Raw genomic sequence first — 24,054 nt, forward strand, 5'->3', positions numbered from 1 at the left:
GGCCGCCACTCCCGTCTCCGCCGCGATCTCGTCCCAGGCGGCGGCCGCGGCCATCATCGGCCCCGAGCCCGGACCCGCATACATGCGACCCGAATTGATTTCGGGCGGTAACGCACCGAACTCAAGCACCTATCCTCCTCAGTTGGCCAAGACCGCAGGCGATCTCGGCTGTCACATGGGAATCAGTGGTGGCGGTAATCACGGCGCTGTAAACGACCCCACCGGTCGATCGCTGCATCAACGGGAGTCCTGCCGGAGGCCCTTGCCCCGCGCCCCGGCCAGCCGGGTCGACCGGCACACGCTGACCAATGGGCTGCGTCCGGAAAGGTGATCTGCCACCACGCTTCTCGGACATTTGGTCAGAAACGACATGCACCTTGTACCTCGGCCAATCCCCGTTTTCAGCAACCGAGCGACAGCTCCGTATTCCCGAACTGCCGCCCGGGACTGAGATTAGTTCGTCACCGGGCAAACACCGACACGCAAGGGCCACTGTTCATCAATGGCCAGCCACTGTTCATTCCCGGCCGGCGTCAGTTCATATACGGCAACGGAATGTTCATAAGCCGTTTGCTTGCTGTCGCTCCGTGGCGCCGGCTCTGCGGTGGCCGCCCGTAGGTTGCGCTGTCAGTCCTCTTCGAGAATCAGCGCCATTTCGGGGCAGGACGCGACGCCGTCGCGAGTCAGTTGCTCGTCTTCGGGCCTGACCTCATGCTCCTCGAGGATCGAATAGCCTGACTCGTCAATGGGAAAAAGGTCGGGGTCGACGGCATAACACTGGGCGTGGCCCACGCATTTCGACTGTTCCAGACGAACCCTCACGATGCTTCCTCCCTGGGCGACGCGATACGGCCGCAGTCTTTCCGCAAATCTGCGCGATCGCCGTTCACGGTCCAATACCCAGATTAGTCGGTCGGTAAAGTGTTGAAGATGTTCGCCATCGAGGCCGGGGGCCGAAAAGCTCGGATGATCTCGGGCGTCCGGGTTCGTGTTCCTTTGCCCCCATACGATATTGATGCGCCCCAGACGACCGGAGATCGAAGCGCATGAGCGACGACCAAAACGGCACGTTCTTCTTGCCCCGGCTGGAATTCGGCAAGCTGCCGATGAGCGTGGATCGCGGCCTGGGATGGAAGACGCTGCGCGACGCGGGGCCGGTGGTGTTCATGAACGGCCACTACTACATAACCCGCCGCGAAGACGTGCTGGCCGCTCTGCGCAACCCCAAGGTGTTCTCGTCGACGGTGCTTCAGCGCCCCGGCCACCCATTACCGGTGCTGCCGCTGGCTTTCGACCCACCGCAACACACCCGCTACCGTAAAATCCTGCAGCCGTATTTCAGCCCGCACGCGTTGAGCAAGTCCCGTCCGGTGCTGGAGCGTCACGCCCGTGACATGATCGCGGCGCTGGCGAGCCGGGGCGCGTGCGAAGCGATGGCGGATCTCGCGAGCCTGTACCCGTTTCAGGTGTTTCTGGACCTCTACGGTCTGCCCCTCGAGGATCGCGATCGCCTGATCGATTGGAAAGATTCCGTCGTCGGCGACAAGCCCTTCCTCACCCAGGCCGACATGGAAAAGGCCCAGCAACTGCCGGAATATCTGATCGACGCTATTGCGCAGCGCCGGCAAAACCCGGGATCGGACATGTTGTCGCAGGTGATGACCGGCGAGGGCAACTTCAGTGACCTCGAGCTGCTCGGCATGAGTCACCTGTTGATCCTGGCCGGTCTGGACACGGTGACTGCGGCGATCGGATTTTCGCTGTTCGAATTGGCCCGCAGGCCGCAGCTGCGCAAGGAACTTCGCGACAACCCCAAGCAGATCAGGGTTTTCATCGAAGAGATCGTCCGGCTGGAACCGTCGGCGCCGGTGGCGCCCCGGATCACCACCGAGTTCGTCAACGTCGGCGGCATGACGTTACCGCCGGGCACCTCGGTGCGGTTGTGCATGGCGGCCGTCAATCGTGACGACAGCGACTCGATGTCGACCAACGAGCTCAATATGGATGGAAAAGTGCACCGGCACTGGGGGTTTGGCGGTGGCCCGCACCGCTGTCTGGGCTCCCATCTGGCTCGCATAGAGCTGACGGTGATCGTCGCCGAGTGGCTCACTCAGATTCCGGATTTCGAGCTGCCCGCGGACTACTCCCCCGTGATCAATTACCCCTCAAAGAGTTTCGCGCTCAAAGAACTGCCGCTGCGCTGGGGCTGAGCCCTGGTGTGACCCAGTCGGCCCCGGCGCAGCGGCTGTACGCCTTTGAGTCCTACTTGCGCAGCTCGGTCGCCGCGACCTGAACGAACACACCGGTGTCCTCGGCCATCAGCAGGCCTCGACCACGGGGCAGCGGACCACCCTTCATCTTGCCGCGGATGAATCCCTCGTCGGGGTCGGCGTCCATCACCAGCAGAGGCGCGTTCGCCTGGGCCAGCGCCCGCAACATCGGATCGCTGCCGGCCGACGACCAACCACCGAACGTGCGCGTGACGAACACGTGCAAGCCGACGTCGGCGGCCCGGGTCACCCAGGGCGCGGCCTTGTGCAACGGCGAGTCGAAACCTGCTGGCAGCTGCTGGATGTCGTCGACGATCAAGAAGATCTCCGGCCCGCTCCACCAGTTCCGCGACAGCAATTCTTCGGCGGACAACCCGGGCGGCGGCTCGCGGCCGGCCAGGACCGCGGCCAGATCGCCCATCATCGCCTGCACACCGTCGAGGTTGTACGCGAATTTCTCCACGTAATCGGAGCCGAGCGTGGTCAGCAGCTGACGGCGCGGGTCCACCAGCCACACCTGGGCCGAGGGCTGCCCGGCCGGCGGCGTCGGTGCGCTGGTCGCTCCCGGCGCGTACAGGCGCCCGATTTCTTTCATGATGGTGGCCAGCGTCGTGGTGCGCCCACATTCGCGACGGCCCGTGACCATCAGGTGTGCGTTCTCGGCGAAGTTGAGATAAACCGGCGACAGGTCCAATTCCGAGATGGCCCAGGCGATTCCGCCGGCACCGACACCCTGGCGGGTGTCTTGGGCGGCAAGCTCGCGAAGCTGTTCCACGCCGAACGTCGCCGGCAACCGGCGCACCGGCGGGGCCTGGCCGCTGGCGATCCGACTGACGGCTTCGACGATGCTGTCGGACTCGAACCGGTTGTCAGGCGTGCTGGCCAGCGCCGGCCGGGCGACCAACGTGTGCAGACCGGACTGGGGGTCGGCATCGAGGCGGACGTAGTTGACCGCGACCATGCCACGACCCGGCTTCACCGGAACATCCTTGGCGAACCGGGAACGCACCAGCTTGGCGTCCTCCACGGCGGCCAGCCGCAACTCGACGCGGGAGCCGAAGCCGCTGCGCACCGGTGGCCGCAGCTCGGATTCGCGATCGGCGGTGACCACCACGTGCACCCCGAACGAGGGGCCCTGGTTGATGATCACGTTCACCTGCTCGATCAGCACCTCGTTTTCTTCGGCCAGCGCGCGGTAGTTGTCCACCACCAGGTAGACGTCGCCGAACCCGTCATCGGGGACCGGGCCGGGCTCATCGCCGAATTTCCGCCGCCGGAACACCTCCATCGAGGCGATCTCGTACTCGAGGAAGGTGCTTTTGCGCTTCCGCACCAACGCCAGCAACTCGGCCACCGTGCGGCGGACACCGTACGGGTCGGTCGGACCGGCCACCTCACCGACATGGGGCAGACGGGCGACCGTGGTCAGCGCGGTGCTGCTGTAGGCCAAGCAGTAGAACTGGAGCTGCTCGGGCGTGTGGGTCAGCGCCGCCGAGCAGATCAGCGTCTGCAGCGCCGTGGTTTTGCCCGAACCACCGGCCCCCAGAATCAGGACGTTGGCACCGGGCCCCGACGTGTCGACCTTCCACGGTGGCTGGTCGTGCTTGAACGGGCGGTCGATGATCCCGATCGGGAAGACCAGATCCCGCGCGGTGCCGTAATCCTGCTGCCACGGGTGACCGAGGAACCGGTTGACCAACTCGTCGATGGCGACGGGCTGGTTCAGCGGCGGCTGCCACAGCCGGTACGGCTGGAAATCGATCTTGCGCAGTTGATCGATGATGACGGTACCGACCTTCGGCGTCCTGATCCCTTCGACGTCCTCGTCCGGCCCTTCAGCCTCCAACAGCTCGCCGTCGGCGGGAATGGCCGGAACGCTGACATCTGGTCCCCCGACGCTGACCTCCAGCGGGGTGAACGAGTTGGTGAACAGCTGCGGACGGACGTAGTCGATGCTGTGCGCCAACGCCGGCGCTACGTCTCCGTCGTCGGTGAGGCCGCGCGGAAAGTAGTCCCGCCAAAGGAATTCGGCCTGGAACCGGACGACGTCCTCCAGGCTGCGCCGGAAGTAGCCCAGGCCGGCCTTGGCGGGCAGGTTGACCGCGTTCGGCACGCCGGCTGCCTGCGCCGCGCCGGCGGTACGCGCTTTCAACACCAGCCGGTAACCCATGTTCTCCATGAGCTTTTCGGCGCGGCTTTCGATGGTCTGCGACGCCATCATCAGGTGAATCCAGTAGGCGCGGCCCTGACGGCCGATCGAGTCGAGGACGTCGACCGCCGTCGGCATGATGCGGAACCATTCGTAGAACTCGTCGATGACCACCACGAGCATCGGCAGTGGTGCCATGTCCTGGCCACGCGCGCGCATCCGGCCGCGTACCGAGTTGTACTCCTTGGCGTCGTCGACACCGGCGCTGTCGCAGATCGCCTTACGGCGGGCGATTTCGCCCCACAGCGCATCGAGGAAGCGCTCCATCAACGCCTGGTCCTCTTCCAGGTCGGTGATGATCCGGGACACGTGCGGCACCCCGACGAACGGCTTGACCGCCGACCCACCCTTGAGGTCGGCCAGCACGAACTGCAGTTCCTCCGGCGGGTGGCTGAGCATCAGCGATTCGATCACGGTCCGCACCAGGGTCGATTTCCCCGAACCCGTCGTTCCGGACATGACTCCGTGCGGGCCGTCACCGCCCTCGTCCAGCGACTTCATGTCCAGGAACAAAAGCTCGCCGTTGTCGGAACGAACACCGAACGGGGCCCGCAACCGCGACCTGCCCATCGAGTCGTTGCGACTGCCCCACAGCGACTCGAAGTCGATATGCCCAGGATCGTCGATTCCGTAGTAGGCCATGATGTCTCGGGCGCCGATGTGCGCCACCCGCTGGCCGATCTCTTCGTAGGCCTCGGCGAGCCGCCAGCGCGCCAGCTTCTGCGAGAACTCCTCCGCTTCGGCGATGCTGATGTGGTCGGTGAGAGCGAAGAACCAGGGCTTCTCGTCGATCACCATCCAGGTGTCGCGGTCGCGGGGCAGCGCCTCGATCACACCCTTCTTGTCGAACCGCAGGGTCCGCTCGGGGACGGCGCTCCACATGGCCGAGCCGGTGAGGTCGAAGAACGTCACCCCGTCGACGCCTTCGCCGCTGATCACGTACTCCCATTGGGGGTCAACGGCATCGGCGATGATCACGGTGTGAGGCGTCGGGGTCTGGGCCGACGAACTGGCGTGCCGGGGGGTGAAAGACCCACGGCCGGCAAACAATTCGGCTTGCTCGGCGGCGAACTCACGCACCGAGCTGTACACCATCCGTGCATTGCCGGCGGCGTCCTGGCGGCGCGGATCGCCGAAGTGCGGCAGCCATTTCACCCAGTCCCATTCGTCCAAATCGGAACTGACGACGATCATCCGCACGTGGTCGGGTCCGTGGGAGAACGCCAGCTGGCAGATGATCGCCCGCATCAATCCCAGGACCGGCTCGCGGTCCCCGGCCAGCGAGTACCAGGGTTCGACCAGCACCGAGATCATCTTGGGCAGGTTGTACACGACGCTTTGATAGCGCCCGAACTCCTGAAGTGCCTTACCGGTTACCGGCTCGAGTTCGATGTCGGTCGGCATGTTCTGGGGCTCACCCCAGGTCACCTCGGGACGTGTCATACCGACGCCGACGCGGACGACGCCGAAGTTGAGGTCCTTGCCGTCGGGTTTGCGTTCCCACATCCGCGAAGATCCGACCGCGGCCGCCAGCGTGGTGGGCGCCGGGTGGAACCACCGGTAGTTGGCGTCCATGCTGTCGGCCGACTCGTGAGCGGTCTCGCGCAGCATGTCCAGCATCAACATGAACTGGGCGCGCATCGAGTCCAACTTCGGCCGGCTCATCTGCTGCTGGCCGCCAAATCGGCCGCCGAACATCATCATCGCGACGCCGCCGATCATGAAGATCGGGAAGATGGCGCCGGCGCCGCCGAACACATGGGAACCGCTGCCGAAGACCATGGCGATCATGCCGATCAGCAGGCCGATCACCAAGACGCCGACCACGACGAGCCACCAGGGCTTGCCTTCCGGCGGCGGAATGCTCAGCGGTGTCGGAAGGACGATGTTCTCCGGCTTGATGACCGGGGGCTTCTCCGGCGTCGGCCGGGCAAATCCACGTTTCACTTGGGTACCGCCAACTCTCCTGGGGACATATCCATCGGTAGCGTGTCGTGCTGCACCAGCGCATCCGCTCGCGACAACGTCGGCCCTTGCGGCAGCAGCCGTAGCGCCACCCAGGGCGCCAGGGCAGGTGTCGTCTTCAGGCCCAACGCTTCTCGTACGTCACGGGTGTCGTCGACTCCGAACCGGGCGCCCGCGTCCGTGAGCCACCACAGCGATTCGGTCGTCTTGGCGCCGGGTTCGTTTCCGGTGACGGCCACGAAGTTCGCATAGTCGGGACCGAAGAACACCTGGTCGGCTACGCGGCCGGTGGTGTCGGCCTTGACCAGCGACACCACCCTGTTGACATCCTTGGTTTCGACCGGAATGGTCGCGCCGGAGATGACCTGCACGCGTGCCCGGTTTTCACCCGAGGTCTTCTGCCACCACCAGCAGGTCGCCGGATTCTCGCGGATATCCATCACATTCAGCGGTGCATCCGGGTAGGAGGACAGGTCCAGCTTGTTGACCACGGGCATCTTCGCCAGCGCGGACGGTTCCACGGTCACCGGTTTGGTGTTGCCCGGCCCGGCGTTTTGCAGGATCTGGGCCACCAACGGTGGCAGTGTCTGCACACCGTCAGCCAATACCAATGAATACTGTTGCGGCCCACTGATTTGCGGGGTGACGATCACCGTGCCGATCGGTCCGGGCGCCCCGGGGAACGACGCGCCGGCACCCGCGTTCTCAATCTGCGGCACCGTCAACTCCGGACCCACCGGCAGCGCGTCGTACAGGGCGCGGCTCATCGGCTTGGCCGTGCTGACCTGCTCCGGGGTCAGCCCCAGCGGCAGGAGCACCGATCGGTTCGCCGCGTCGATGCGAGAGCGGCGTCCGTCGCGGACCACCCAGGCGTCGCCGCCGTAGTTCAGCACCACCGCGTCCGTCCCGGTCAGCACCCGCCGGTGGTGGCGCAGGTCGGGATTGCCGTCGATGACCGTGACCGTCACGCCGGACGGCGCCCCGGAGCCGGTCGAGTTCGACACGGTGTCGCAGACCAACCAGGACGACGCGGCCGGGCTGGTGGGGTGGAAGCTCGACGGCGCGCCCGGGATGCCCACCATTGGGCCGCGCGGCAGGCTGGTGATTTGGTTGGACTTAACCAGGTGCGGGTTGTCCGGGCGCCCGGTGATCAGGCGGGCCGAGGCCAGGTTCAGCGCCGGGTACAGCCTCTCGCCCACGCGGACGTATAGCGCGCCGGAGTCGCGGTCGGCGATGATCGGCGAATCCCCGACCTGGCCCGCCGGGCTGATGAACGAGTACAGCAGCGCGCCCAGGCAGATCACCAGAGCGGCGGACACCGAGGCCACCACGGCCAGGTTCTGACGCCGGCCCGGCTCGACCTCCATGCGCACCCGCCACCGGGTCAGTGCGATCGCGGTCCGGCGGGCAAGGAACTGATAGCCGGTGACCTGGGTCCGCGTCGACAACCCGAGGCCGTACCCCGTGCCGCGCTGCCCGCGACTCTCTTCCGCCACTAATTCACCATCCGGTCTGCTCGAACGCCTGGATATTTTCTATCGCGCGAATTGTTACGACAACCCGTGACAACGGTAAGGCACCTACACGGACCTCGCCATGCGGCGCCGAAGCGCATTCATTTCCACATCTGTTCACGCACCCGAATCCGGCCCGTTCACCGTGTTGGAGTCTCCAGCGCGGACGGCCGCGACAGGCGCCACTGAGCTGGCAGTTTCTCTTCCCCCACGGATCAGTTCACCGGATTCTTGTCGGTCCCCTCCGGGCATCGTAATGGCGCATGGCGCCGGTGTCCTGTTGAGCGTGCGAGCGGGTTACCCACGGGAGATACAAGTGAACGGCAGGCGGCCGTCCAGCAAAGAAAATGCCAACTCGCGTCGGATCCGAGTCGCCGGTGCGCGAATCCTGGCAGCAAGATGGCGGCATGACCGAACTCGCGCCGTCGCTGATCGAACTCGCCAGGAGATACGGCATCGCGACGGACTACGAGGATTGGACCGGTCGGAGGGTGCGGGTCGCCGAGACCACGCTGAAGGCGGTGTTGGCCGCGCTCGGCGTCGCGGCCGGCGACGAGCAGGAGCGCAACGTCGCGTTGACCGCCAAGCTGCGATCGCACTGGGCGCGCCGGCTGCCGGCGACCATCGTCGGGCGTACCGGTGAGCAGATCCGGTTCTGGGCCCACGTCACCCACGGTGATCCCGCACAGGTGTGGTTGCGGCTCGAGGACGGCACGGTGCGCGGAGGCGTCGAACAGGTCGACAACTTCACCCCGCCATTCGACCTGGACGGGCGCTGGGTCGGCGAGGCCAGCTTCCTGCTGCCCACCGATCTGCCGCTGGGCTATCACCGGGTGCACCTGCGTTCCGGGGACCTGGAGGCCAGCACCGCGCTCATCGTGACACCGGATTGGCTCGGGCTGCCGGAGCAGCTCGGCAACCGCCGCGCCTGGGGCCTGGCCATTCAGCTCTACAGCGTGCGGTCCCGGCAGTCCTGGGGCGTCGGGGATCTCACCGATCTGACCGACCTGGCGGTGTGGTCGGCGTCGCGCCACGGCGCCGACTATCTGTTGGTCAATCCGCTGCATGCGGCCGCGCCCCCCGGTCCGAAGAGTCGCATGGAGCCGTCGCCGTACCTGCCGACATCGCGGCGCTTCGTCAACCCGATTTATCTTCGCGTCGAGGCGATACCCGAATTCGCCGACCTGACCAAGCGCAGCCGTGTCCGCCGACTGCGCTCGGAGGTCCAGCAGCGCGCCGGTCGCGTCGACGCGATCGACCGCGACAGCTCGTGGGCGGCCAAGCGGGTCGCACTCAAGCTGCTGCACCAAGAACCGCGGTCGGCCGGCCGGGAGCTGTCCTATGTCGCGTTCCGCGACCGGGAGGGGCGCGCGCTCGACGACTTCGCCGGCTGGTGCGCGCTGGCCGAAAAGTACGGCGACGACTGGCATTCCTGGCCCGAAGCGCTGCAACACCCCGGCGCGTCCGGGGTCGCGGACTTCGTCAGAAAGCATTCCGACACAGTCGATTTCCACCGCTGGTTGCAGTGGCAACTCGACGAGCAGCTTGCCGGGGCGCAGTCGCAGGCGATCCGCGCCGGAATGTCGTTGGGCATCATGGCAGACCTGGCCGTCGGTGTGCACCCCAATGGCGCCGACGCCTGGGCGCTGCAGGATGTGATGGCGCTCGGCGTGACGGCGGGGGCGCCGCCGGACGAGTTCAACCAGCTCGGCCAGGACTGGTCGCAGCCGCCGTGGCGACCGGACCGGTTGGACGAGCACGAATATCGGCCTTTTCGCGCAATGATCCGTGCGGTGCTGCGACATGCCGGCGGGGTGCGCATCGACCACATCATCGGGTTGTTCCGGCTCTGGTGGATCCCGCGCGGTGCATCACCCACCGAGGGCACCTACGTGCGCTATGACCACGAAGCCATGATCGGCATCGTCGCCCTGGAAGCGCATCGGGCCGGCGCGGTGGTGGTGGGCGAGGATCTCGGCACGGTCGAGCCGTGGGTGCGGGATTACCTCCTGCTACGTGGCCTGCTGGGCACCTCGATCCTCTGGTTCGAGTTGGATCGCGACGGGAACGGCGGTCCGCTGCCGGCCGAGCGCTGGCGGGAGTACTGCCTGTCCTCGGTTACCACGCACGACCTGCCGCCGACCGCCGGCTACCTGGCGGGAGACCATGTGCGCCTGCGTGATTCGCTGGGGTTGCTGACCCGGCCCGCCGCCGACGAGCTCGAGTCCGACCGGGCCGAGGTGGCGGCGTGGCTGGCCGAGTTGCGCCGGGTGGGGCTGCTCGAGGACGGCGAAGACGACCCGGAGCGGGTGATTGTGGCCCTCTACCGGTATCTGGGCAGGACACCGTCACGGCTGCTCGGTGTGGCGCTGACCGACGCGGTCGGTGACCGCCGCACCCAGAACCAGCCCGGCACCACGGACGAGTACCCCAACTGGCGGGTCCCGCTGACCGGTCCCGACGGGCGCGAGGTGATGCTCGAGGACGTGTTCACCGATCCCCGGGCCGCCACGCTGGCCGAGGCCGTGCGCGCCGCGATCGCACCCGCCACCTCAGAGACCAGGGAAAGCGCGACCCGCTGAATGCGCTACCGGTTGCCTTGTTAGCTTCACAAACCATGAAGGTCTCGGTCGTGGCCCCGGTTGCCGACGGTGTCACCGCGGACCCCGAGTGGATGGTGGGCTTCGCGCGCCACCTCGAACTGTGCGGGTTCGAATCGATCGTTGCCGTCGAGCACACGGTCCTGCTCACGCGCTACGACAGCGTGTATCCCTACGACAATTCCGGACGCGTCGGGTTGGCGGCCGATTGCCCCATTCCCGACCCGCTCGATCTGCTGGCGTTTCTGGCCGGCCACACCACCAGTCTCGGGCTGGCCACCGGGGTGTTGGTCCTGCCCAACCACCATCCGGTGGTACTTGCCAAACGGGTCGCCACCGTCGATGCGCTCTCGGGCGGAAGACTGCGGCTGTGTGTGGGTGTCGGCTGGCTCAGGGAAGAGCTGCAGGCATGTGGCGCGGACTTCGACAACCGGGGCAGGCGGGCCGACGAGCAGCTGGCTGTGATGCGGGCACTGTGGGCCGACCAACACGGAGGGGCGTCATTCCACGGCGAGTTCTTCAGCTTCGATAACGTGATGAGCTATCCCAAACCCGTTACGGCGGAGCGGTTTCCGGTGCACATCGGCGGCCACAGCCGAGCGGCCGCGCGCCGCGCGGGGCGGTTGGGCGACGGCTTCCAGCCGCTTGGCGTCACCGGAGAACGGCTCGCGTCGCTGATCGGACTCATGCGCGACGAGGCATCCTCGGCGGGCCGCGATCCTGCGGCTCTGGAGGTGTCGCTGGGCCACAGTGTCACCAAAATCGACGCCGAGCGCGCGGCCGGCCTCCTCGATCAGGGCGCCGACCGGCTCGTGTTGGCCATGCCGCCGACCCCCGATATCGAGCGGGCCAAAGACGCCTTGTCGGCGTGCGCGCAGCGACTGTCGCTGGTTCCGTGACGCGGATGACGCTTTCAGCCGGCGAGCGGATGGCGCTCAGTGATGTGGTTCACCGGTACGCCGCCCACATCGATGACCGCAAATTCGATAGCGTCGTAGAGCTTTTCACCGTCGAGGCCGAGTTGGTGGTGCCCGCACCACCGGCCGATTTGTTGCCGATACATGCGCATCGCGGCCGGGCGGCCATCGCCGTCGCCGTCGCGGCCGTGGACGCGGTGTCACGCACCGAGCACGCGATCATCGGCGAGGTGTACGACGCGGCCGAACTGCCGGGCACCGCCCGAGGACGCATCGCGTGCGTCGCCCACCACTGGACCGCGCGCGGGGACGAGGTGGTGGATGTGGTGTGGCACCTGCGCTACGACGACGCGTACGAGCTGACGGCGGCGGGCTGGCGGATAGGCCGCCGGGCGCTGACGGTCCACGCCATCGAGACCCGCCCGGCGCGTCGCCTGTTGCCCCGCGACACGGCCTAGCGGCAACTGCTAGGGACTTGTGACAAGATTCACAGCATTTGTCAAGGATCCGAATTTGCGGAGCGAATCGGTCGCTACAGAGGCACTTGCGGAGATCGCTATTGGTGCCGAGGCAGATTCTGCCCACTGGCAACTGTTGCAGACACATATTCGGCCCGACGGGGCCGCTGACCGGCCCTTTTTTCCAATCCGGCTTGGATTTATCCAGGCGTTTTCGTGTATTTTCAAGGCGTGACGTATGCCAAAAGCAAGCTCGTTGGTCCGGTGGGGAACGGCTCAGTCTCAACGTTGGCGGCAGGTACGCCGCTGACATCCGATCCGGGTTACCGGGACGAGATACACACCGCCCACGACACCATCGATGTCGAGCATTACGGCGGCGGCTTCGACCTCACCAGGCGGGCGACCGCCCCGAAGTTGCGCATCGGACGCGACCGCTGGTTCAACCTGCTGTGGCTGATCCCGATCGGCCTCGGCGCGTTGATCGCGTCGGTGGCGATCGGCAAGGGTTTGCACAACGTGCCGGCCGTGCAGTCGTTCATCGCGCGCTATCCCGGCAGCGACAGCACCGGCGTCCCCGAGGGCCTGCCCGCCTGGATCGGCTGGACGCATTTCTTCAACCTTTTCATGTTGATGTTCATCATCAGGTCGGGAATCCAGATTCTCTGCGACCACCCCCGGCTCTACTTCAGCCGCAACGCCACCCCCGGTAAGGACGAGTGGCTGCGGGTGGGCCCGCCGGTGCCGGACGACGAGCTCTGGACCGCCAACGCCGACACCGTCGCCCTGCCGCCGCAATTCGGCCTCCCCGGATTCCGGCACTCCATCGGCCTGGCCCGGTGGTGGCATCTCGGCATCGACGTCTTGTGGCTGCTCAACGGGGCGGTGTTCTATGTGCTGCTGTTCGCCACCGGACAGTGGCGCCACATCGTGCCGACCAGCTGGGACGTCTTCCCCAACGCCGCGTCGGTCGCGATTCAGTACATGTCACTGGACTGGCCGATCGACAACGGCTGGGTCGCCTACAACGGGATGCAGCTGCTGGCGTACTTCACCACCGTGTTCATCGCCGCACCGGCCGCGATGATCACCGGCCTCGGGATGTCGCCGGCGCTGTCGCAGCGTGTGCACTGGCTGAGCAAACGCCTGAGCATTCAGCACGCACGCTCGCTGCATTTCCTCGTGCTGGTGTATTTCCTGTTCTTCATCCTGGTGCACGTGACGATGGTTTTCACGACCGAGGCCCTGCGGAACCTCAACCACATGTTCGCCTCCCGGGACGACACCAGCTGGGTGGGCTTCGGGATCTTCGCCGCCGCCATGGTGGTGACGGTGATCGCGTGGGTTTGGGCCACCCCGTTCACCATTAAGCACCCGCGCGTGGTTCAGCGGGTCGGGTACGCCCTCGTGGGTCCGTTCCAGCGGGTGCTCGAGCGGCTGGACCCCAAGCCCGGCGCCTTCACCGAAAAGGACATCTCGCCGCACCACTGGCGCAACGGCCGTCTGCCGGAGACCGTCGAGTACAAGGAACTCGAGCGCGACGACTTCAAGGACTGGCGGCTGAAGGTCTACGGCCTGGTCGAGCACCCGATGGAGTTCTCGCTCGAGGATTTGATGGCGCTGCCCTACCACGAGCAGATCAGCCAGCATTTCTGCATCCAGGCCTGGTCGGGCGTCGCCAAATGGGGTGGCGTGCAGATGAATACGATCATGGACATCGTCAAACCGTTGCCCGAGGCGAAATGGGTGGTGTTCTATTCGATGGGCCTGGGCGCTACCGGCGGGATTTACTACAACGCGCATCCGCTCGACCAGATGGGCCACCATATGACGATGCTGGCCTACAACATGAACGACCAGCAGCTGCCCTACATGCACGGCAGGCCGTTGCGGCTGCGCAACGAGCTGCAGCACGGCTTCAAATTGGTCAAGTGGATCAAGGGCATCGAATTCGTCGCCGACTACCGCGACATCGGAAGCGGTTATGGCGGCTACAGCGAAGACCACAAATATTTCGGGCGGCACCAAACGCTATAAGGCGCGGCCACCGGCGTCACCTCCTCCAAGTCGTTTGTCCAACGGTCGTTTTGGGTAGCTCCAGGGCGTCGGCCGGACGGAAGCGACAGCGGAGGACACGCCCGCACCGGCGTTGCGGCCGCGATCGTTGCGATGCTCGCGTTCGGGGCCGGCCTGGCGTGGCTTGCGATGGACGGCAGGCGGATTCGCCAGGCGCAGCGCGACTGGGTGATCGGTCACCCGGGCCGGTAACTCCGCTACCGCAATGACGCGAGGTTGTTCACGGACTTCTGCACGTCGGACCGCAGCACTCTGGCGACCAGTCCCCCGATCGGCCCGCTGAGCAAACCGCCTTTGAGATCGGCGGTCAGATGAAACGTTGATCCAGAGTTGTTCTCGGTGACGGTCATCCGCACCGTGAGCCGGATTCCACCGCGGCCGCGGCCTTGCAGCTCAATCGATTTCGGCTCGTCGAACCGGGTGACCGTCCAATGGATGACGTTGCGGAAGCCCTTGACTTTGACGCACGACGAGACACACGTGCCCTCCTCGATCGTGGCCGGAACGGGCCCCCGCCACCCGGCGAAGATCGTCATCCACTGCTCGAAGCGATCGAGGTCCGACGCCAGCTTCCAGGCCGCCTCCGGTTCCACCTTTGATGACACCGAAACGTCTACTCGAGCCAAGGCCTCCTCCGCTCCGCACCGGGTGATCACCAGCGCGCCACCAGCCGGTGGCAAACGCACAACCGTGGGTGAGTACCCCGGCACCGTCGGCCCTATTCGTTGGCCAGGCTCAGGGCCACACCTCTTCGAGTTGGTGAGCCACGTCGATGATTTGCGCGGCCTGCGAGTGCGGCGCGTCGATCTCGGTCGCGACGTACTGCGCGATGAATCGCCGGATCTCACCATCAACCCCGGCCAGGATCCGCAGCACCTCCCCGCGGATGGACTTGGACGAGACGTTCACGGTGATATCGGACGGCCGCGGCTTGGCGACGTCCACGATCAGCAGCAGCGGTTCGGCCGCTCGCGCCGTGGCACGCAAGGCGATGTCTCCCGAGACCACGAAGCGCTGCTTGTCCAGCCAGAGGTCCACCAGCAGATCGATCGACAGCGGAATGTGGATGACGAAGGTGATGCTGTCGCCCAGCCGGCGAGTGACGCGGGCCTCTTGGATCTTGACGTTCGCACTGACCTTGGCGATCTTGCCCGGCCCCTGAGCGATCGGCTCCATGGCGAACTCGCTGCCCGCGATGTCGGCGAATGCGGCGGCGACACGCTCGGGGGTGACCGCGACCTCGAAGAACCTGCGACCGAATTCCTCGTAGGTGACAAAATCGTGATTCGACATAGGCTTATACCGTCTCACGTCACCTGCCCGAACGGTCGCTGATCCGCTCGCGTCGCAGGAATTACGCGTCAGAACCCGTCCCGTTGGACCTGGCCAGCCCGAACGATGCCCGGCAGGTGATCTGCGTCGATTCCGCCGGACTGTGAAGCCCACCACACGTGGTCGCTTCGATTCGATGTGCCGGGCGGTGCCCTGGGAGGCTTGATGGTGGAGGTGTTTGCAGTCTCATGCCCCAAGAAGTAACCGAGGAGCGCCGAGGCCTGGCCACAGTCGCGGGCGTTCTCATCTGGCTCGGCGGCGGGCACGGTCGCGAGCTCGACGAACACCACGAGCGATCCACCCACGCCCTCGCCGGCGCGGTGGTGGCGCTGGGAGCCACGCTGGCCTGGCTGGTCGCGACCCTGGCCGTGACCGGATCGGTGCGCTGGCCGATTCTTGGCATCGTGCCGCTCACCCTCGTCTTCGGCCTGCTGGCCGGCGCGGTAACCCGCGGCACCGTGCCGGGGGCCCAGCGGAGCCGCCCCGGCGTCGTGGGACGCGCTGCGGTGGCGGCGGCGGTGGGCGTCATTGTCGGCGAACTCGCCGCACTGGTCATCCTTTCCAGCTCGATCGACCGGCGCCTCGACGAACGGGCCTTGCGCGACGCGGAATCGGCGCCCTCGGTCTCGCAGGCCTCGGCATCCCTGCAGCGGACCAAGGACGCGCGCGCTGCGCTCGACGGCGCCGTCGCCCAAGCCCGTGACCGCCAGGACAAAGCCTTGGTCGTCGCCCGCTGCGAATACCACCCCACACCTGGCTGCCCACAGACTCGGATCACCGGCGTTCCCGGGGCCGGACCCGAAACACGCACGGCCAACGACCTTCTCACCGATGCCCAGCATGATTTGGACATCGCGCTGGCGGCCCGGGACAGCCGTGCGCCCGGGCTGGATGCCACGGCCTCGCGGCAGGAGCAGGCCCTGCAGGATGCGCGGCGCGGCGTCATGGCGGACGCCGGCCGGGGCCTGGGCGCACGCTGGGTCACGCTGAATGACCTTGCGTCCGACAACGCGGGGGCCCAGGCCCTGCGGCTGCTGACGATCGGGGCGTGCGTCCTGCTGTATCTGGCGCCATTGATCCTGGGGTTGTGGCGCGGAGAGACAACGCAGGATCGCCACGCCACCGCACGCGCGGAGCGCGACCGCGCTGAACTCGACGCACAGACCGCTATCGCGATCAAGCGGGCCGAGGTTCGCCGCGAGGCCGAAATCATGTGGGCCGAGCATCAACTGACCCAGGCCCGACTCGCCATCTCGGCGCAGACCGAGATCGACCGCGAGCACCAGCGTCGCCGGGTTCTGCAGGCGTTCGAGAGTCCGGTGCATGCGCCGTCACAGCGGGCCTTCGAATCGGCCGAGGAAGACGACGTGTATCTGCCGATCGCCGCCGAAGCGGAGGCGGCGAGCCGGGCGATCACCCAGTCGCCCGCGCCGGAGCCGGGCGGCGAGGTCGAGCCACACCAAGAGCGAAGCGCGCCGTTGATCCCGTCGATTCCGGACGCGACCAAGGCCGCCGCCCGCTGGATCCGGCCGCTGGTACCGCCGTTCGTGGCGCGGGTGATCGACACCACGACCCAGCCGCTGCGCACCGCACGGCACGTGTTCGACGGGGTGCTCGAAGAGACCGAGGAGATCACGTTCGCGCTCAAGCGAATCCGCAAAGTGACGGTCAGATCCGAGGCCTCGAGTGCCGACCCGTCTCAACCCGGTGGTGATACCGAATCCCCTTCTGCCCGAGTGGGGTTCGTTACCTTATCGCGGCACGGAAAAGGCACGGGTCACCTGTCGGAAGGTGACCACGGACCGGCGTTGACGAAGCGGGACGGACCGCAGGCATTGGATGGGCCCGAAGGTCCCTGCGAAGGCCCGCGCCAGCTGCCGCCGGCGCAGTAGCCGGGTGCCATTCGGAACCGATTGCCGGCGTTGGTTTCCGGGTTGCCAAGGACCCGCGACGCGAGGCCGGGGACGTTGCGCCCGCGCTTTCATATCGATGTCGGCGTAGTTGGAGACGGCCGGGTTACCCCTCGAGAACTCGGCCGTCCCAACGTCTTCATGCCCGCTCAACAGGGCATGGCGGCGGCGGACTCGAATAGCTGTCCCCATTCGTGCCGAGCCGCGGATTGCGCGTCGACGAAGCTCGGTGTCCGTTGGCCATCGCCGGCGAGGTGCACCAGGGCCCACGCCATCGCGAATACCGGCACCTTGTGTCGCAGCGCCGCACTGTGCAATTCATCCAGGGCGGCATCCGAAGGGCACCGGCGAAGGCCGATGAGAATGCCCCGCGCCGTGTCGAGAATGCGACCGGAGTTCGGGCCACACGAAGTCTGGGCGGGGGCCCAGTCCGATGTCATGTTGTAGATACCTCCTGCTGCGCCTCCACGAAACCGCTACTCGCATAGCGGCAGGAATCCGTGCGTTACGCATCGTCGCGGCTGCAATCCTCAAAAGGCGCCCCGTGCAATGATTTGTCGATCGATCGCGTTGTGCCAGACCACACCCGCGATTGATACCTGCCTGTGACCGATCCGGGATCGGCTGCTAATCAACGACTCCCGTTTCACGCCGGGTGGTGACGCAATTCGTAGGATTCGAATTAGCGTGCCAAAGAGAGTAATTCGTCGAAGCCACCAACGATGGCGTCGTGGAAGACGTCGTAGTCGGGAATCGCGGTGGTGTCGATGTTCAAGCCGAGCGCGCATGTGTCGACATACGTGAGCAGCGTGACATTGACGGCGGCGCCGATCGTGGGACCGAAAGCGTATTGAGCGCGTACCGGGGCGCCGCCGAGAAAGACCGGCACCGGGACGCCCGGCACATCGCTGGCCACGAAATCCACATGGCGCAGCACCGAGCCGATGTACCACCGCGGCGCCAAATTCAGAACCCCGGCGATCAATTGCGTGTACGGCAGCGATCTTTCGTTGCGTACCGCCGCGGTGCGCTGCCGAATCGCCCCGATCCGCCTTGCCGGGTCGGCTTCGCCGACGGGCACGTCGAAGCGCATCAACGTGATCCGGTTCCCGCCCATGCCATCGTCTTTGGCCCGCAGGCTGATCGGCATCGAGAGGTGCAGATCGCCCACCGCCACGCCGTGCTTCTCGTGGTAGAGGCGCAGTCCGCCCGCGACCCCGGCGACGAAAGCGTCATTGAGGGCCCCATTGCAACGGTGCGCCGCTTCCCGAAGCGGCCGCGTCGGCACCTGATGCACCCTGAGACGCCGGATCAGGCCCCGGTCGGTCACCAACGACGACCCCGTTCGGCTTATCGGCCGGACGGTCCGGTAGACCGAAGCCGCGGCGGTCGCCGCGGACCGCATGGTCGAGGCGGGCCGCCGAACGGTGTCGTACATCAGGCGTGGTAGCCGGGTGGCCGCGCCGGTCAGGGCGCTGTTGAGCAGGCCGGTCTCGTAGCGCAAGGCGTCGCGGTAGCCCCCCAGCGGTGATGACCCCGCGACCTTCGGCTCGGGCGGCATGGATTCGAGGGGGTAAAGATCCTCCGAGAGGTCGAACAGGCTCATCGCGATCTGGACTCCGCCGACCCCGTCGGTGAGCGCGTGGTGGAACTTGCAGATCATGGCCGCGCCGCCGTTTTGCAGACCGTCGATGAACGTCGTCTCCCACAGCGCGCGGGCCCGATCGAAATCCTGCATCTCGGCCACTCGCGCGATCTCGAGCACGTCGTCGAGGGTGCCCGTGCCGGAGACGGTCGCTCGCCGCAGGTGGTAATCCAGGTCGAAATCGCGGTAATGCTCCCACCGCGGCGGGGCCGGCGGGGGTGACTGCACCACCCGCTGCCTGAACATGGGCAGTGTGCGGCTGATCAGGTCGAATCGTTTCCGCACTTCGTCCCAGTCCGGGGAGCGATCCAGGAGTATGACGCTGACCACGGTCGATCGCAGCCGTGGGTCGCTTTCCATCGCCCAGGTGAACGCGTCGCTGGCGCGCATGAATGCGGTCATGTCTGTACTCCTTGCACCGAACGTACGACTGCGGGCGGCCTGCGTCACCGGGTTAGCGCCAGACGATGACTTTGGTCCCCACAGATCGCGCCTTTGGTCGACTGCCCCACCGACGCCGCGGCCTAGAGAATCGCGTTGAGCTCCTTGGCCCTGGCGATATCGGCCCAATCGACGTCGAGCTCCAGCAGGATTTCCTCGGTGTGCTGGCCGTGTTCCGGGGCACGAGCGGGCGCCGGCGGCGTCTCGTCGAATTGGACGGGCGCGGCGACGATACGGTATTTCTCGCCGTGGTCGTAGACGTTGGTCACCACGTATCCGTTGGGCTCGACCTGCGGGTCGTTGAGGGTTTCCCGCGGCGTCGCCAGGGCGCCCCACACGCCGGGCTCGTCCGCGAGCACCGTCTGCTAGTGCGCGAGGTCGTGGCGGGCGAACGTGTTCGCCAGCAGCTCGGTCGCCGCCGCCGCATTGGCGATCAAATTGCTCGACGGGACGAAGCGCTCGTCGTCGGCCAGCTCGGCGAGGCCCACGCGCCGGCAGAAACCCACCCAGAATTTGTCCGGCTGCAGGAACACCAGTTGGATCCACCTGCCGTCCTTGGTCTTGTACCGGTTGACGAGCGGGTTGATGGCCAGGCCCGGCGGGGCGCCCGGAATCCCGTCGATATCGAAGAAGTCGGCCGCCGAAATCGACGGTGCGATCGACCACATCGCCTGAGCCAGCAGCGAGGAATCGACGATCGTCGGTTCACCGGTGCGTTCGCGGTGGAACAGCGCGGCGCAGACGCCGCCGGCCAGCGTCGCCCCACCCTGCAGGTCGCCGAAGCCGGGCCCCTGAACGGCGGGCGTGTCGGTGCCGAACGGCGTGAGCGTGTAGGCGACCCCGCCCCGAGCGAGGTACGTGGCGGCATCGAACCCGCCCTTGTCCCGGTCCGGTCCCCGCACCCCCAGCCCGGTACCGCGCGCGATGATGACCTTCGGGTTGAACGACCGGATGTCGTCCACGGTCAGCCGGGCCCGCTCGAGCGCGCCCGGCAGCCAATTCGTCAAGAACACATCGGCGCTGGCCAACAGCCGGCCGAACAGCTCGCGGCCGGTCTCCGATTTGATGTCGATCGCGATGCTGCGCTTCCCGCGGTTGCCCAGCTCGAGGATGAAGTCGGCATCGGGGCGGGCCGCTTCCCGGGTGAATCCCCCGACGACGAGCGCGCGGCCGGGGTCACCCGAGGTGACGCCTTCCACCTTGATGACGTCGGCGCCCCAGTCCGACAGTGCGGCACCGGCGGACGGCACGTAGGTCCATGACGCCAACTCGATCACCCGTACGCCCCGCAGGACACCGCCGTGCACGCCGGACATCGCCAACCCCCTAGCTCGTGGTCATTCCTTGCTATTTTAGATATTCTAGCTAGTCTTGGGCGTAGTGATAGCCCATCTGCAGGTCAGCGCAGTTTTCCGGGGAAGAGACGCGATGGAGCCGACCGAAGGTCTCGTTCCGACGCCCACCGCGGTGACCCCGCGCCGCATGACGGCGCGGACGGACGACCAGCCGATTCAATCCCCCCACGGAGGCGGCCGCGTAACCGAATGCTGTTGGGCCCCAATGTGGGTCGCGATGTAGCCGCAGGGACGAAGGGTGAGCGATGGGCAGAGTGGCGGGCAAGGTGGCCGTGATCAGCGGCGCCGCGCGCGGTCAGGGGCGTTCACATGCGCGGATGCTGGCCGCCGAAGGCGCGGACATCATCGCAGTGGATCTGTGCGCGGACATCGACACCAATGAGTACCCTCTGGCCCGCCCCGAAGACCTCGACGAAACGGCGCGGCTGGTCGAAAAGGAAGGGCAGCGCGCGATCACGGCGGTCGCCGACGTTCGCGACCGGGTGGCCCTGTCCGCGGCCATCGATGCGGGCGTGGCCGAGTTCGGTCACCTGGACATCGTGGTCGCCAACGCGGGCATCTGCCCACTGACCGCGGGCCTGCCACCGCAGGCCTTCGCCGACGCCGTCGACGTCGATCTCATCGGCGTGCTGAACCTGGTGCACACGAGCCTCAAACACCTGCGGGCCGGTGCATCGATCATCGTCATCGGTTCCAACGCGGCCTTCATGTCGTCGATGAACACCGCCGGCATCGACGGTGGCCCCGGCGGGGCCGGCTATGCCTTCGCGAAACTGGCTGCCGCACACTACGTCAACGACTTCGCGTTGGCGCTCGCCCGGTTCTCCATCCGGATGAACGCGGTGCATCCGACGAACGTCAACACCGACATGCTGCACAGCCCCCCGATGTACCGCGCGTTCCGGCCGGACTTGAAAGCCCCGACCCGCCAGGACGCCGAACCGGTGTTCCCGCTCGTGCAGGCGATGCCGGTCCCCTACGTCGAACCCGAAGACATCAGCGAGGCGGTGTTGTTCCTCGCCTCGGACGCGGCACGCTACATCACCGGACAGCAGTTGCGCGTCGACGCCGGGGGCTTTCTCAAGGTCAAACCCTGGTCGGGGGCGTGATGAACACCAATCACGTTGCACCGCAACCTGACTCGGACGGCGTCTGGCGTCGCCTTTACGAACTGATGGTCCTGATGAAGGCGGCCGACGATCGGCTGTCCAAGGGGATCGCGACCGGCGAGTTCATATGCGTGTATTGGCCGTCGCGGGGCCAGGAGGCGATCGCGGCCGCGATGGGGGTTGCGCTGCGCCCCGACGATCAGTTGGTGACGACGTACCGCGGCCTGCACGACCTGATCGGCAAGGGCGTCCCGCTCGAGGAGATCTATGGCGAGATGATGGGCCGCACCGTCGGCGCCGGCCGGGGCAAGGGCGGCACCATGCACATCGCCAATCCCGCTAAGGGCGTGATGCTTTCGACCGGCATCGTCGGGGCCGGACCACCGGTGGCCGTGGGCCTGGCGATGGCCGCCAAACGCAAGGGCATCGATCGCGTGACGGTGGTCAGCTTCGGCGACGGCGCGACCAACACCGGTTCCTTCCACGAGGCGGCCAACATGGCCGCGCTGTGGGACCTGCCGATCGTCTTCGTGTGCCAGAACAATCTCTACGCCGAGATGACGCCGACCGCGGACACCATGAAGCTCGAGCATGTCGCCGACCGGGCGGCCGGGTACGGGATGCCGGGCGTGCGTGTCGACGGCAACGATCCGTTGGCGGTGAAGTCGGCGCTCGACGACGCGCTGCGGCGGGCGCGCGGCGGCCCGCGCGGCAAAGGCCCCACCTTCCTCGAATGCGTGACATTCCGCTTCCGCGGCCACTACTTCGGTGACCGGACGCCCTATATACCCAAGGAACAGCTCGAGGCGGCGATGGCCGCCGACCCGGTGCCCCGCTTCCGCAGCCGGCTCGCGGAGACGGGCGCCTGCTCACCGGACGAACTCGACCGCATCGACGGCGACGCGGCGGCCGCGGTGGAAGCGGCACTGCAAGCGGTGATGAGCGCGGATTCGCCGTCAATCGACGAGCTCGACCGCGACGTGTACGCAACCCCGATCACGTTCCCGGTGTAACGCCCGTGGACGAGAAAGAGATGACGATGCGCGAGGCGCTCAACCTCGCGCTGGACCAGGCGCTCGCGGCTGACGACCGGGTGTTCTTGCTCGGTGAGGACATCGCCGATCCCGGCGCGTCCGGACCGACCGCGGGGTTGTCGACGAAGTACGGCCACGACCGCGTCCTCGACACGCCGATCTCGGAGGCAGCGATCGTCGGCGCGGCGATCGGCGCGGCCATCGACGGCCTGCTGCCGGTGGCCGAGATCATGATCATGGATTTCATCGGGATCGCCGCCGACCAGCTGATCAACAACGCCGCCAAGCTGAGGTTCATGACCGCCGGGCGCACGTCGGCGCCGATCACCGTCCGCACGCAGGTTTACGCCGGATTGGCCACGGGTGCAACGCATTCGCAGAGCCTGGAAGCGTGGTTCATGCACATCCCCGGGATGAAGGTGATCGTGCCGGCCACCCCACGGGACGCGAAGGGGCTGCTCACCGCGGCGATCTTCGACCCCGACCCCTGCCTGTTCATCGAGACGATTCGGCTGCAAAGCAAGAAAGGGCCCGTCCCCCTCGAACCCGGCTTCTCAATCCCGCTCGGCCGGGCCGACATCAAGCGGCCCGGCACCGACGTGAGCCTGATCGCCTACGGGCGTTGCGTGCACGACGCCCTGAGCGCCGCGGCCACGCTGGGCGAACGAGGCGTCAGTGCCGAGGTGGTCGACCTGCGCACTTTGGTGCCACTCGACGTCGACACCATCGTCGGGTCCGTGCGTCGCACCCGGAGAGCCGTGATCGTCCATGACGCGGTGCGATTCGGCGGCCCCGGAGCTGAGATCGCCGCGATCCTGCACGCGGAGTTGTTCGGTGAGCTCGCCGCACCCGTCGGGCGGGTCGCCGCCCGGTTCGTCCCGAACCCGGCCGCGGCGGCGCTCGAGGCTCAGGTGTATCCGTCGCCGGCGCGGATCGCGGAGGCGGCCCAACGCACGCTGCAGAAGGCGAATCTGCGTGGCTGACTTCGTTATTCGCATCCCCCGGGTGTCGGTGGCCGTCTCGGAGGCCGAGCTGACCGGGCTGCTCGTCGGCGCCGGCGAGCACGTCGAAGCGGGGACGCCGATCTACGTCATCGCCACCGAGAAGGTCGAGCAGGAGATCGAAGCCGGGGCGACGGGCACCGTGCAGTGGACCGGCCAGGTCGGGACCACCTACGACATCGGCACCGAAATCGGCGTCATCTCGTCATAACGAAGAA

Annotated in this window: 18 protein-coding genes and 2 pseudogenes; 11 read left to right on the forward strand and 9 right to left on the reverse strand. The window is 66.7% G+C overall.

What is annotated here, in order from left to right:
* Both EPN51_RS26820 and EPN51_RS26825 read right to left on the reverse strand, forming a co-directional pair.
* Positions 1 to 129 (reverse strand): PPE domain-containing protein (locus tag EPN51_RS26820; RefSeq protein WP_293049019.1); only part of this gene is annotated, 129 nt, incomplete at its 3' end.
* Positions 130 to 627: 498 nt separating this feature from the next.
* The gene (locus tag EPN51_RS26825) at positions 628 to 822 is read right to left on the reverse strand and encodes a ferredoxin (RefSeq protein WP_293048910.1); all 195 of its coding nucleotides are present in this window, start codon (positions 820 to 822) and stop codon (positions 628 to 630) included.
* A gap of 224 nt (positions 823 to 1,046) precedes the next feature.
* Between EPN51_RS26825 and EPN51_RS26830 the strand changes: the two genes are divergently transcribed.
* Positions 1,047 to 2,210 (forward strand): cytochrome P450, encoded by a 1,164-nt coding sequence (locus EPN51_RS26830; RefSeq protein WP_293048911.1) that lies wholly within the window; start codon positions 1,047 to 1,049, stop codon positions 2,208 to 2,210.
* A gap of 52 nt (positions 2,211 to 2,262) precedes the next feature.
* On the opposite strand, the gene eccCa is transcribed toward EPN51_RS26830, so the two are convergent.
* Both eccCa and eccB read right to left on the reverse strand, forming a co-directional pair.
* A complete protein-coding gene (gene eccCa, locus EPN51_RS26835) occupies positions 2,263 to 6,426 on the reverse strand; it encodes a type VII secretion protein EccCa (RefSeq protein WP_293048912.1) in 4,164 nt (1,387 codons plus the stop codon).
* Positions 6,423 to 7,940 carry a type VII secretion protein EccB gene (eccB, locus tag EPN51_RS26840; RefSeq protein WP_293048913.1) on the reverse strand — a complete coding sequence of 506 codons (1,518 nt, stop codon included), beginning with the start codon at positions 7,938 to 7,940 and terminating at the stop codon, positions 6,423 to 6,425. Before eccB ends, eccCa begins: the two co-directional genes overlap by 4 nt.
* Before the next feature lie 425 nt (positions 7,941 to 8,365).
* Between eccB and malQ the strand changes: the two genes are divergently transcribed.
* The 5 genes and pseudogenes from malQ to EPN51_RS26865 form a co-directional block, all read left to right on the forward strand.
* Positions 8,366 to 10,540, forward strand: coding sequence for a 4-alpha-glucanotransferase (gene malQ, locus EPN51_RS26845; RefSeq protein ID WP_293049020.1), 2,175 nt, complete (start codon positions 8,366 to 8,368; stop codon positions 10,538 to 10,540).
* 35 nt (positions 10,541 to 10,575) lie between these two features.
* On the forward strand, positions 10,576 to 11,457 hold the full coding sequence (locus tag EPN51_RS26850; protein WP_293048914.1) for an LLM class F420-dependent oxidoreductase: 882 nt from the start codon (positions 10,576 to 10,578) through the stop codon (positions 11,455 to 11,457).
* 5 nt (positions 11,458 to 11,462) lie between these two features.
* Positions 11,463 to 11,933: a nuclear transport factor 2 family protein gene (locus EPN51_RS26855; protein ID WP_293048915.1), complete on the forward strand. Its 471-nt coding sequence runs from the start codon at positions 11,463 to 11,465 to the stop codon at positions 11,931 to 11,933.
* 288 nt (positions 11,934 to 12,221) lie between these two features.
* Positions 12,222 to 13,970 carry a molybdopterin-dependent oxidoreductase gene (locus tag EPN51_RS26860; RefSeq protein WP_293049021.1) on the forward strand — a complete coding sequence of 583 codons (1,749 nt, stop codon included), beginning with the start codon at positions 12,222 to 12,224 and terminating at the stop codon, positions 13,968 to 13,970.
* 81 nt (positions 13,971 to 14,051) lie between these two features.
* Positions 14,052 to 14,201: pseudogene (locus EPN51_RS26865) on the forward strand (LapA family protein); the annotation flags it as partial.
* A gap of 5 nt (positions 14,202 to 14,206) precedes the next feature.
* On the opposite strand, the gene EPN51_RS26870 reads toward EPN51_RS26865, so the two are convergent.
* Both EPN51_RS26870 and EPN51_RS26875 read right to left on the reverse strand, forming a co-directional pair.
* Positions 14,207 to 14,635 carry an SRPBCC family protein gene (locus EPN51_RS26870; protein WP_293048916.1) on the reverse strand — a complete coding sequence of 143 codons (429 nt, stop codon included), beginning with the start codon at positions 14,633 to 14,635 and terminating at the stop codon, positions 14,207 to 14,209.
* A 109-nt stretch (positions 14,636 to 14,744) separates the two neighbouring features.
* Positions 14,745 to 15,302 carry a hypothetical protein gene (locus EPN51_RS26875; RefSeq protein ID WP_293048917.1) on the reverse strand — a complete coding sequence of 186 codons (558 nt, stop codon included), beginning with the start codon at positions 15,300 to 15,302 and terminating at the stop codon, positions 14,745 to 14,747.
* A 227-nt stretch (positions 15,303 to 15,529) separates the two neighbouring features.
* Between EPN51_RS26875 and EPN51_RS26880 the strand changes: the two genes are divergently transcribed.
* Positions 15,530 to 17,233 (forward strand): DUF4407 domain-containing protein, encoded by a 1,704-nt coding sequence (locus EPN51_RS26880; protein WP_293048918.1) that lies wholly within the window; start codon positions 15,530 to 15,532, stop codon positions 17,231 to 17,233.
* 167 nt (positions 17,234 to 17,400) lie between these two features.
* Here the strand turns inward: EPN51_RS26880 and EPN51_RS26885 are convergent, their stop codons facing one another.
* From EPN51_RS26885 to EPN51_RS26895, 3 genes and pseudogenes are all read right to left on the reverse strand, one after another.
* Positions 17,401 to 17,691 carry an antitermination regulator gene (locus EPN51_RS26885; protein ID WP_293048919.1) on the reverse strand — a complete coding sequence of 97 codons (291 nt, stop codon included), beginning with the start codon at positions 17,689 to 17,691 and terminating at the stop codon, positions 17,401 to 17,403.
* 242 nt (positions 17,692 to 17,933) lie between these two features.
* Positions 17,934 to 19,298 (reverse strand): wax ester/triacylglycerol synthase domain-containing protein, encoded by a 1,365-nt coding sequence (locus EPN51_RS26890; protein WP_293048920.1) that lies wholly within the window; start codon positions 19,296 to 19,298, stop codon positions 17,934 to 17,936.
* Positions 19,299 to 19,420: 122 nt separating this feature from the next.
* Positions 19,421 to 20,653, reverse strand: a pseudogene (locus tag EPN51_RS26895) (CoA transferase).
* A 284-nt stretch (positions 20,654 to 20,937) separates the two neighbouring features.
* On the opposite strand from EPN51_RS26895, the gene EPN51_RS26900 reads away from it, so the two are divergent.
* From EPN51_RS26900 to EPN51_RS26915, 4 genes are read left to right on the forward strand one after another with little or no spacing between them, the layout of a single operon-like run.
* Entirely contained in the window at positions 20,938 to 21,801 is an 864-nt protein-coding gene (locus EPN51_RS26900) for a mycofactocin-coupled SDR family oxidoreductase (RefSeq protein WP_293048921.1), read from the forward strand.
* Positions 21,801 to 22,814 carry a thiamine pyrophosphate-dependent dehydrogenase E1 component subunit alpha gene (locus EPN51_RS26905; RefSeq protein WP_293048922.1) on the forward strand — a complete coding sequence of 338 codons (1,014 nt, stop codon included), beginning with the start codon at positions 21,801 to 21,803 and terminating at the stop codon, positions 22,812 to 22,814. Before EPN51_RS26900 ends, EPN51_RS26905 begins: the two co-directional genes overlap by 1 nt.
* 5 nt (positions 22,815 to 22,819) lie before the next feature.
* The gene (locus EPN51_RS26910; RefSeq protein ID WP_293048923.1) at positions 22,820 to 23,818 is read left to right on the forward strand and encodes a transketolase C-terminal domain-containing protein; all 999 of its coding nucleotides are present in this window, start codon (positions 22,820 to 22,822) and stop codon (positions 23,816 to 23,818) included.
* Positions 23,811 to 24,047 (forward strand): biotin/lipoyl-containing protein, encoded by a 237-nt coding sequence (locus EPN51_RS26915; protein ID WP_293048924.1) that lies wholly within the window; start codon positions 23,811 to 23,813, stop codon positions 24,045 to 24,047. Before EPN51_RS26910 ends, EPN51_RS26915 begins: the two co-directional genes overlap by 8 nt.
* The last annotated feature ends 7 nt before the right edge of the window (positions 24,048 to 24,054 follow it).

This window comes from Mycobacterium sp., from assembly GCF_004298145.1.
Classification (GTDB): Bacteria; Actinomycetota; Actinomycetes; order Mycobacteriales; family Mycobacteriaceae; genus Mycobacterium.

Excerpts from the sequence above, each read along its gene's own strand:
- EPN51_RS26830 (WP_293048911.1), top strand. The coding sequence starts at position 1,047 with ATGAGCGACGACCAAAACGGCACGTTCTTCTTGCCCCGGCTGGAATTC.
- malQ (WP_293049020.1), top strand. The coding sequence starts at position 8,366 with ATGACCGAACTCGCGCCGTCGCTGATCGAACTCGCCAGGAGATACGGC.
- EPN51_RS26850 (WP_293048914.1), top strand. The coding sequence starts at position 10,576 with ATGAAGGTCTCGGTCGTGGCCCCGGTTGCCGACGGTGTCACCGCGGAC.
- EPN51_RS26855 (WP_293048915.1), top strand. The coding sequence starts at position 11,463 with ATGACGCTTTCAGCCGGCGAGCGGATGGCGCTCAGTGATGTGGTTCAC.
- EPN51_RS26875 (WP_293048917.1), bottom strand. The coding sequence starts at position 15,302 with ATGTCGAATCACGATTTTGTCACCTACGAGGAATTCGGTCGCAGGTTC.
- EPN51_RS26880 (WP_293048918.1), top strand. The coding sequence starts at position 15,530 with ATGCCCCAAGAAGTAACCGAGGAGCGCCGAGGCCTGGCCACAGTCGCG.
- EPN51_RS26885 (WP_293048919.1), bottom strand. The coding sequence starts at position 17,691 with ATGACATCGGACTGGGCCCCCGCCCAGACTTCGTGTGGCCCGAACTCC.
- EPN51_RS26890 (WP_293048920.1), bottom strand. The coding sequence starts at position 19,298 with ATGACCGCATTCATGCGCGCCAGCGACGCGTTCACCTGGGCGATGGAA.
- EPN51_RS26900 (WP_293048921.1), top strand. The coding sequence starts at position 20,938 with ATGGGCAGAGTGGCGGGCAAGGTGGCCGTGATCAGCGGCGCCGCGCGC.
- EPN51_RS26905 (WP_293048922.1), top strand. The coding sequence starts at position 21,801 with ATGAACACCAATCACGTTGCACCGCAACCTGACTCGGACGGCGTCTGG.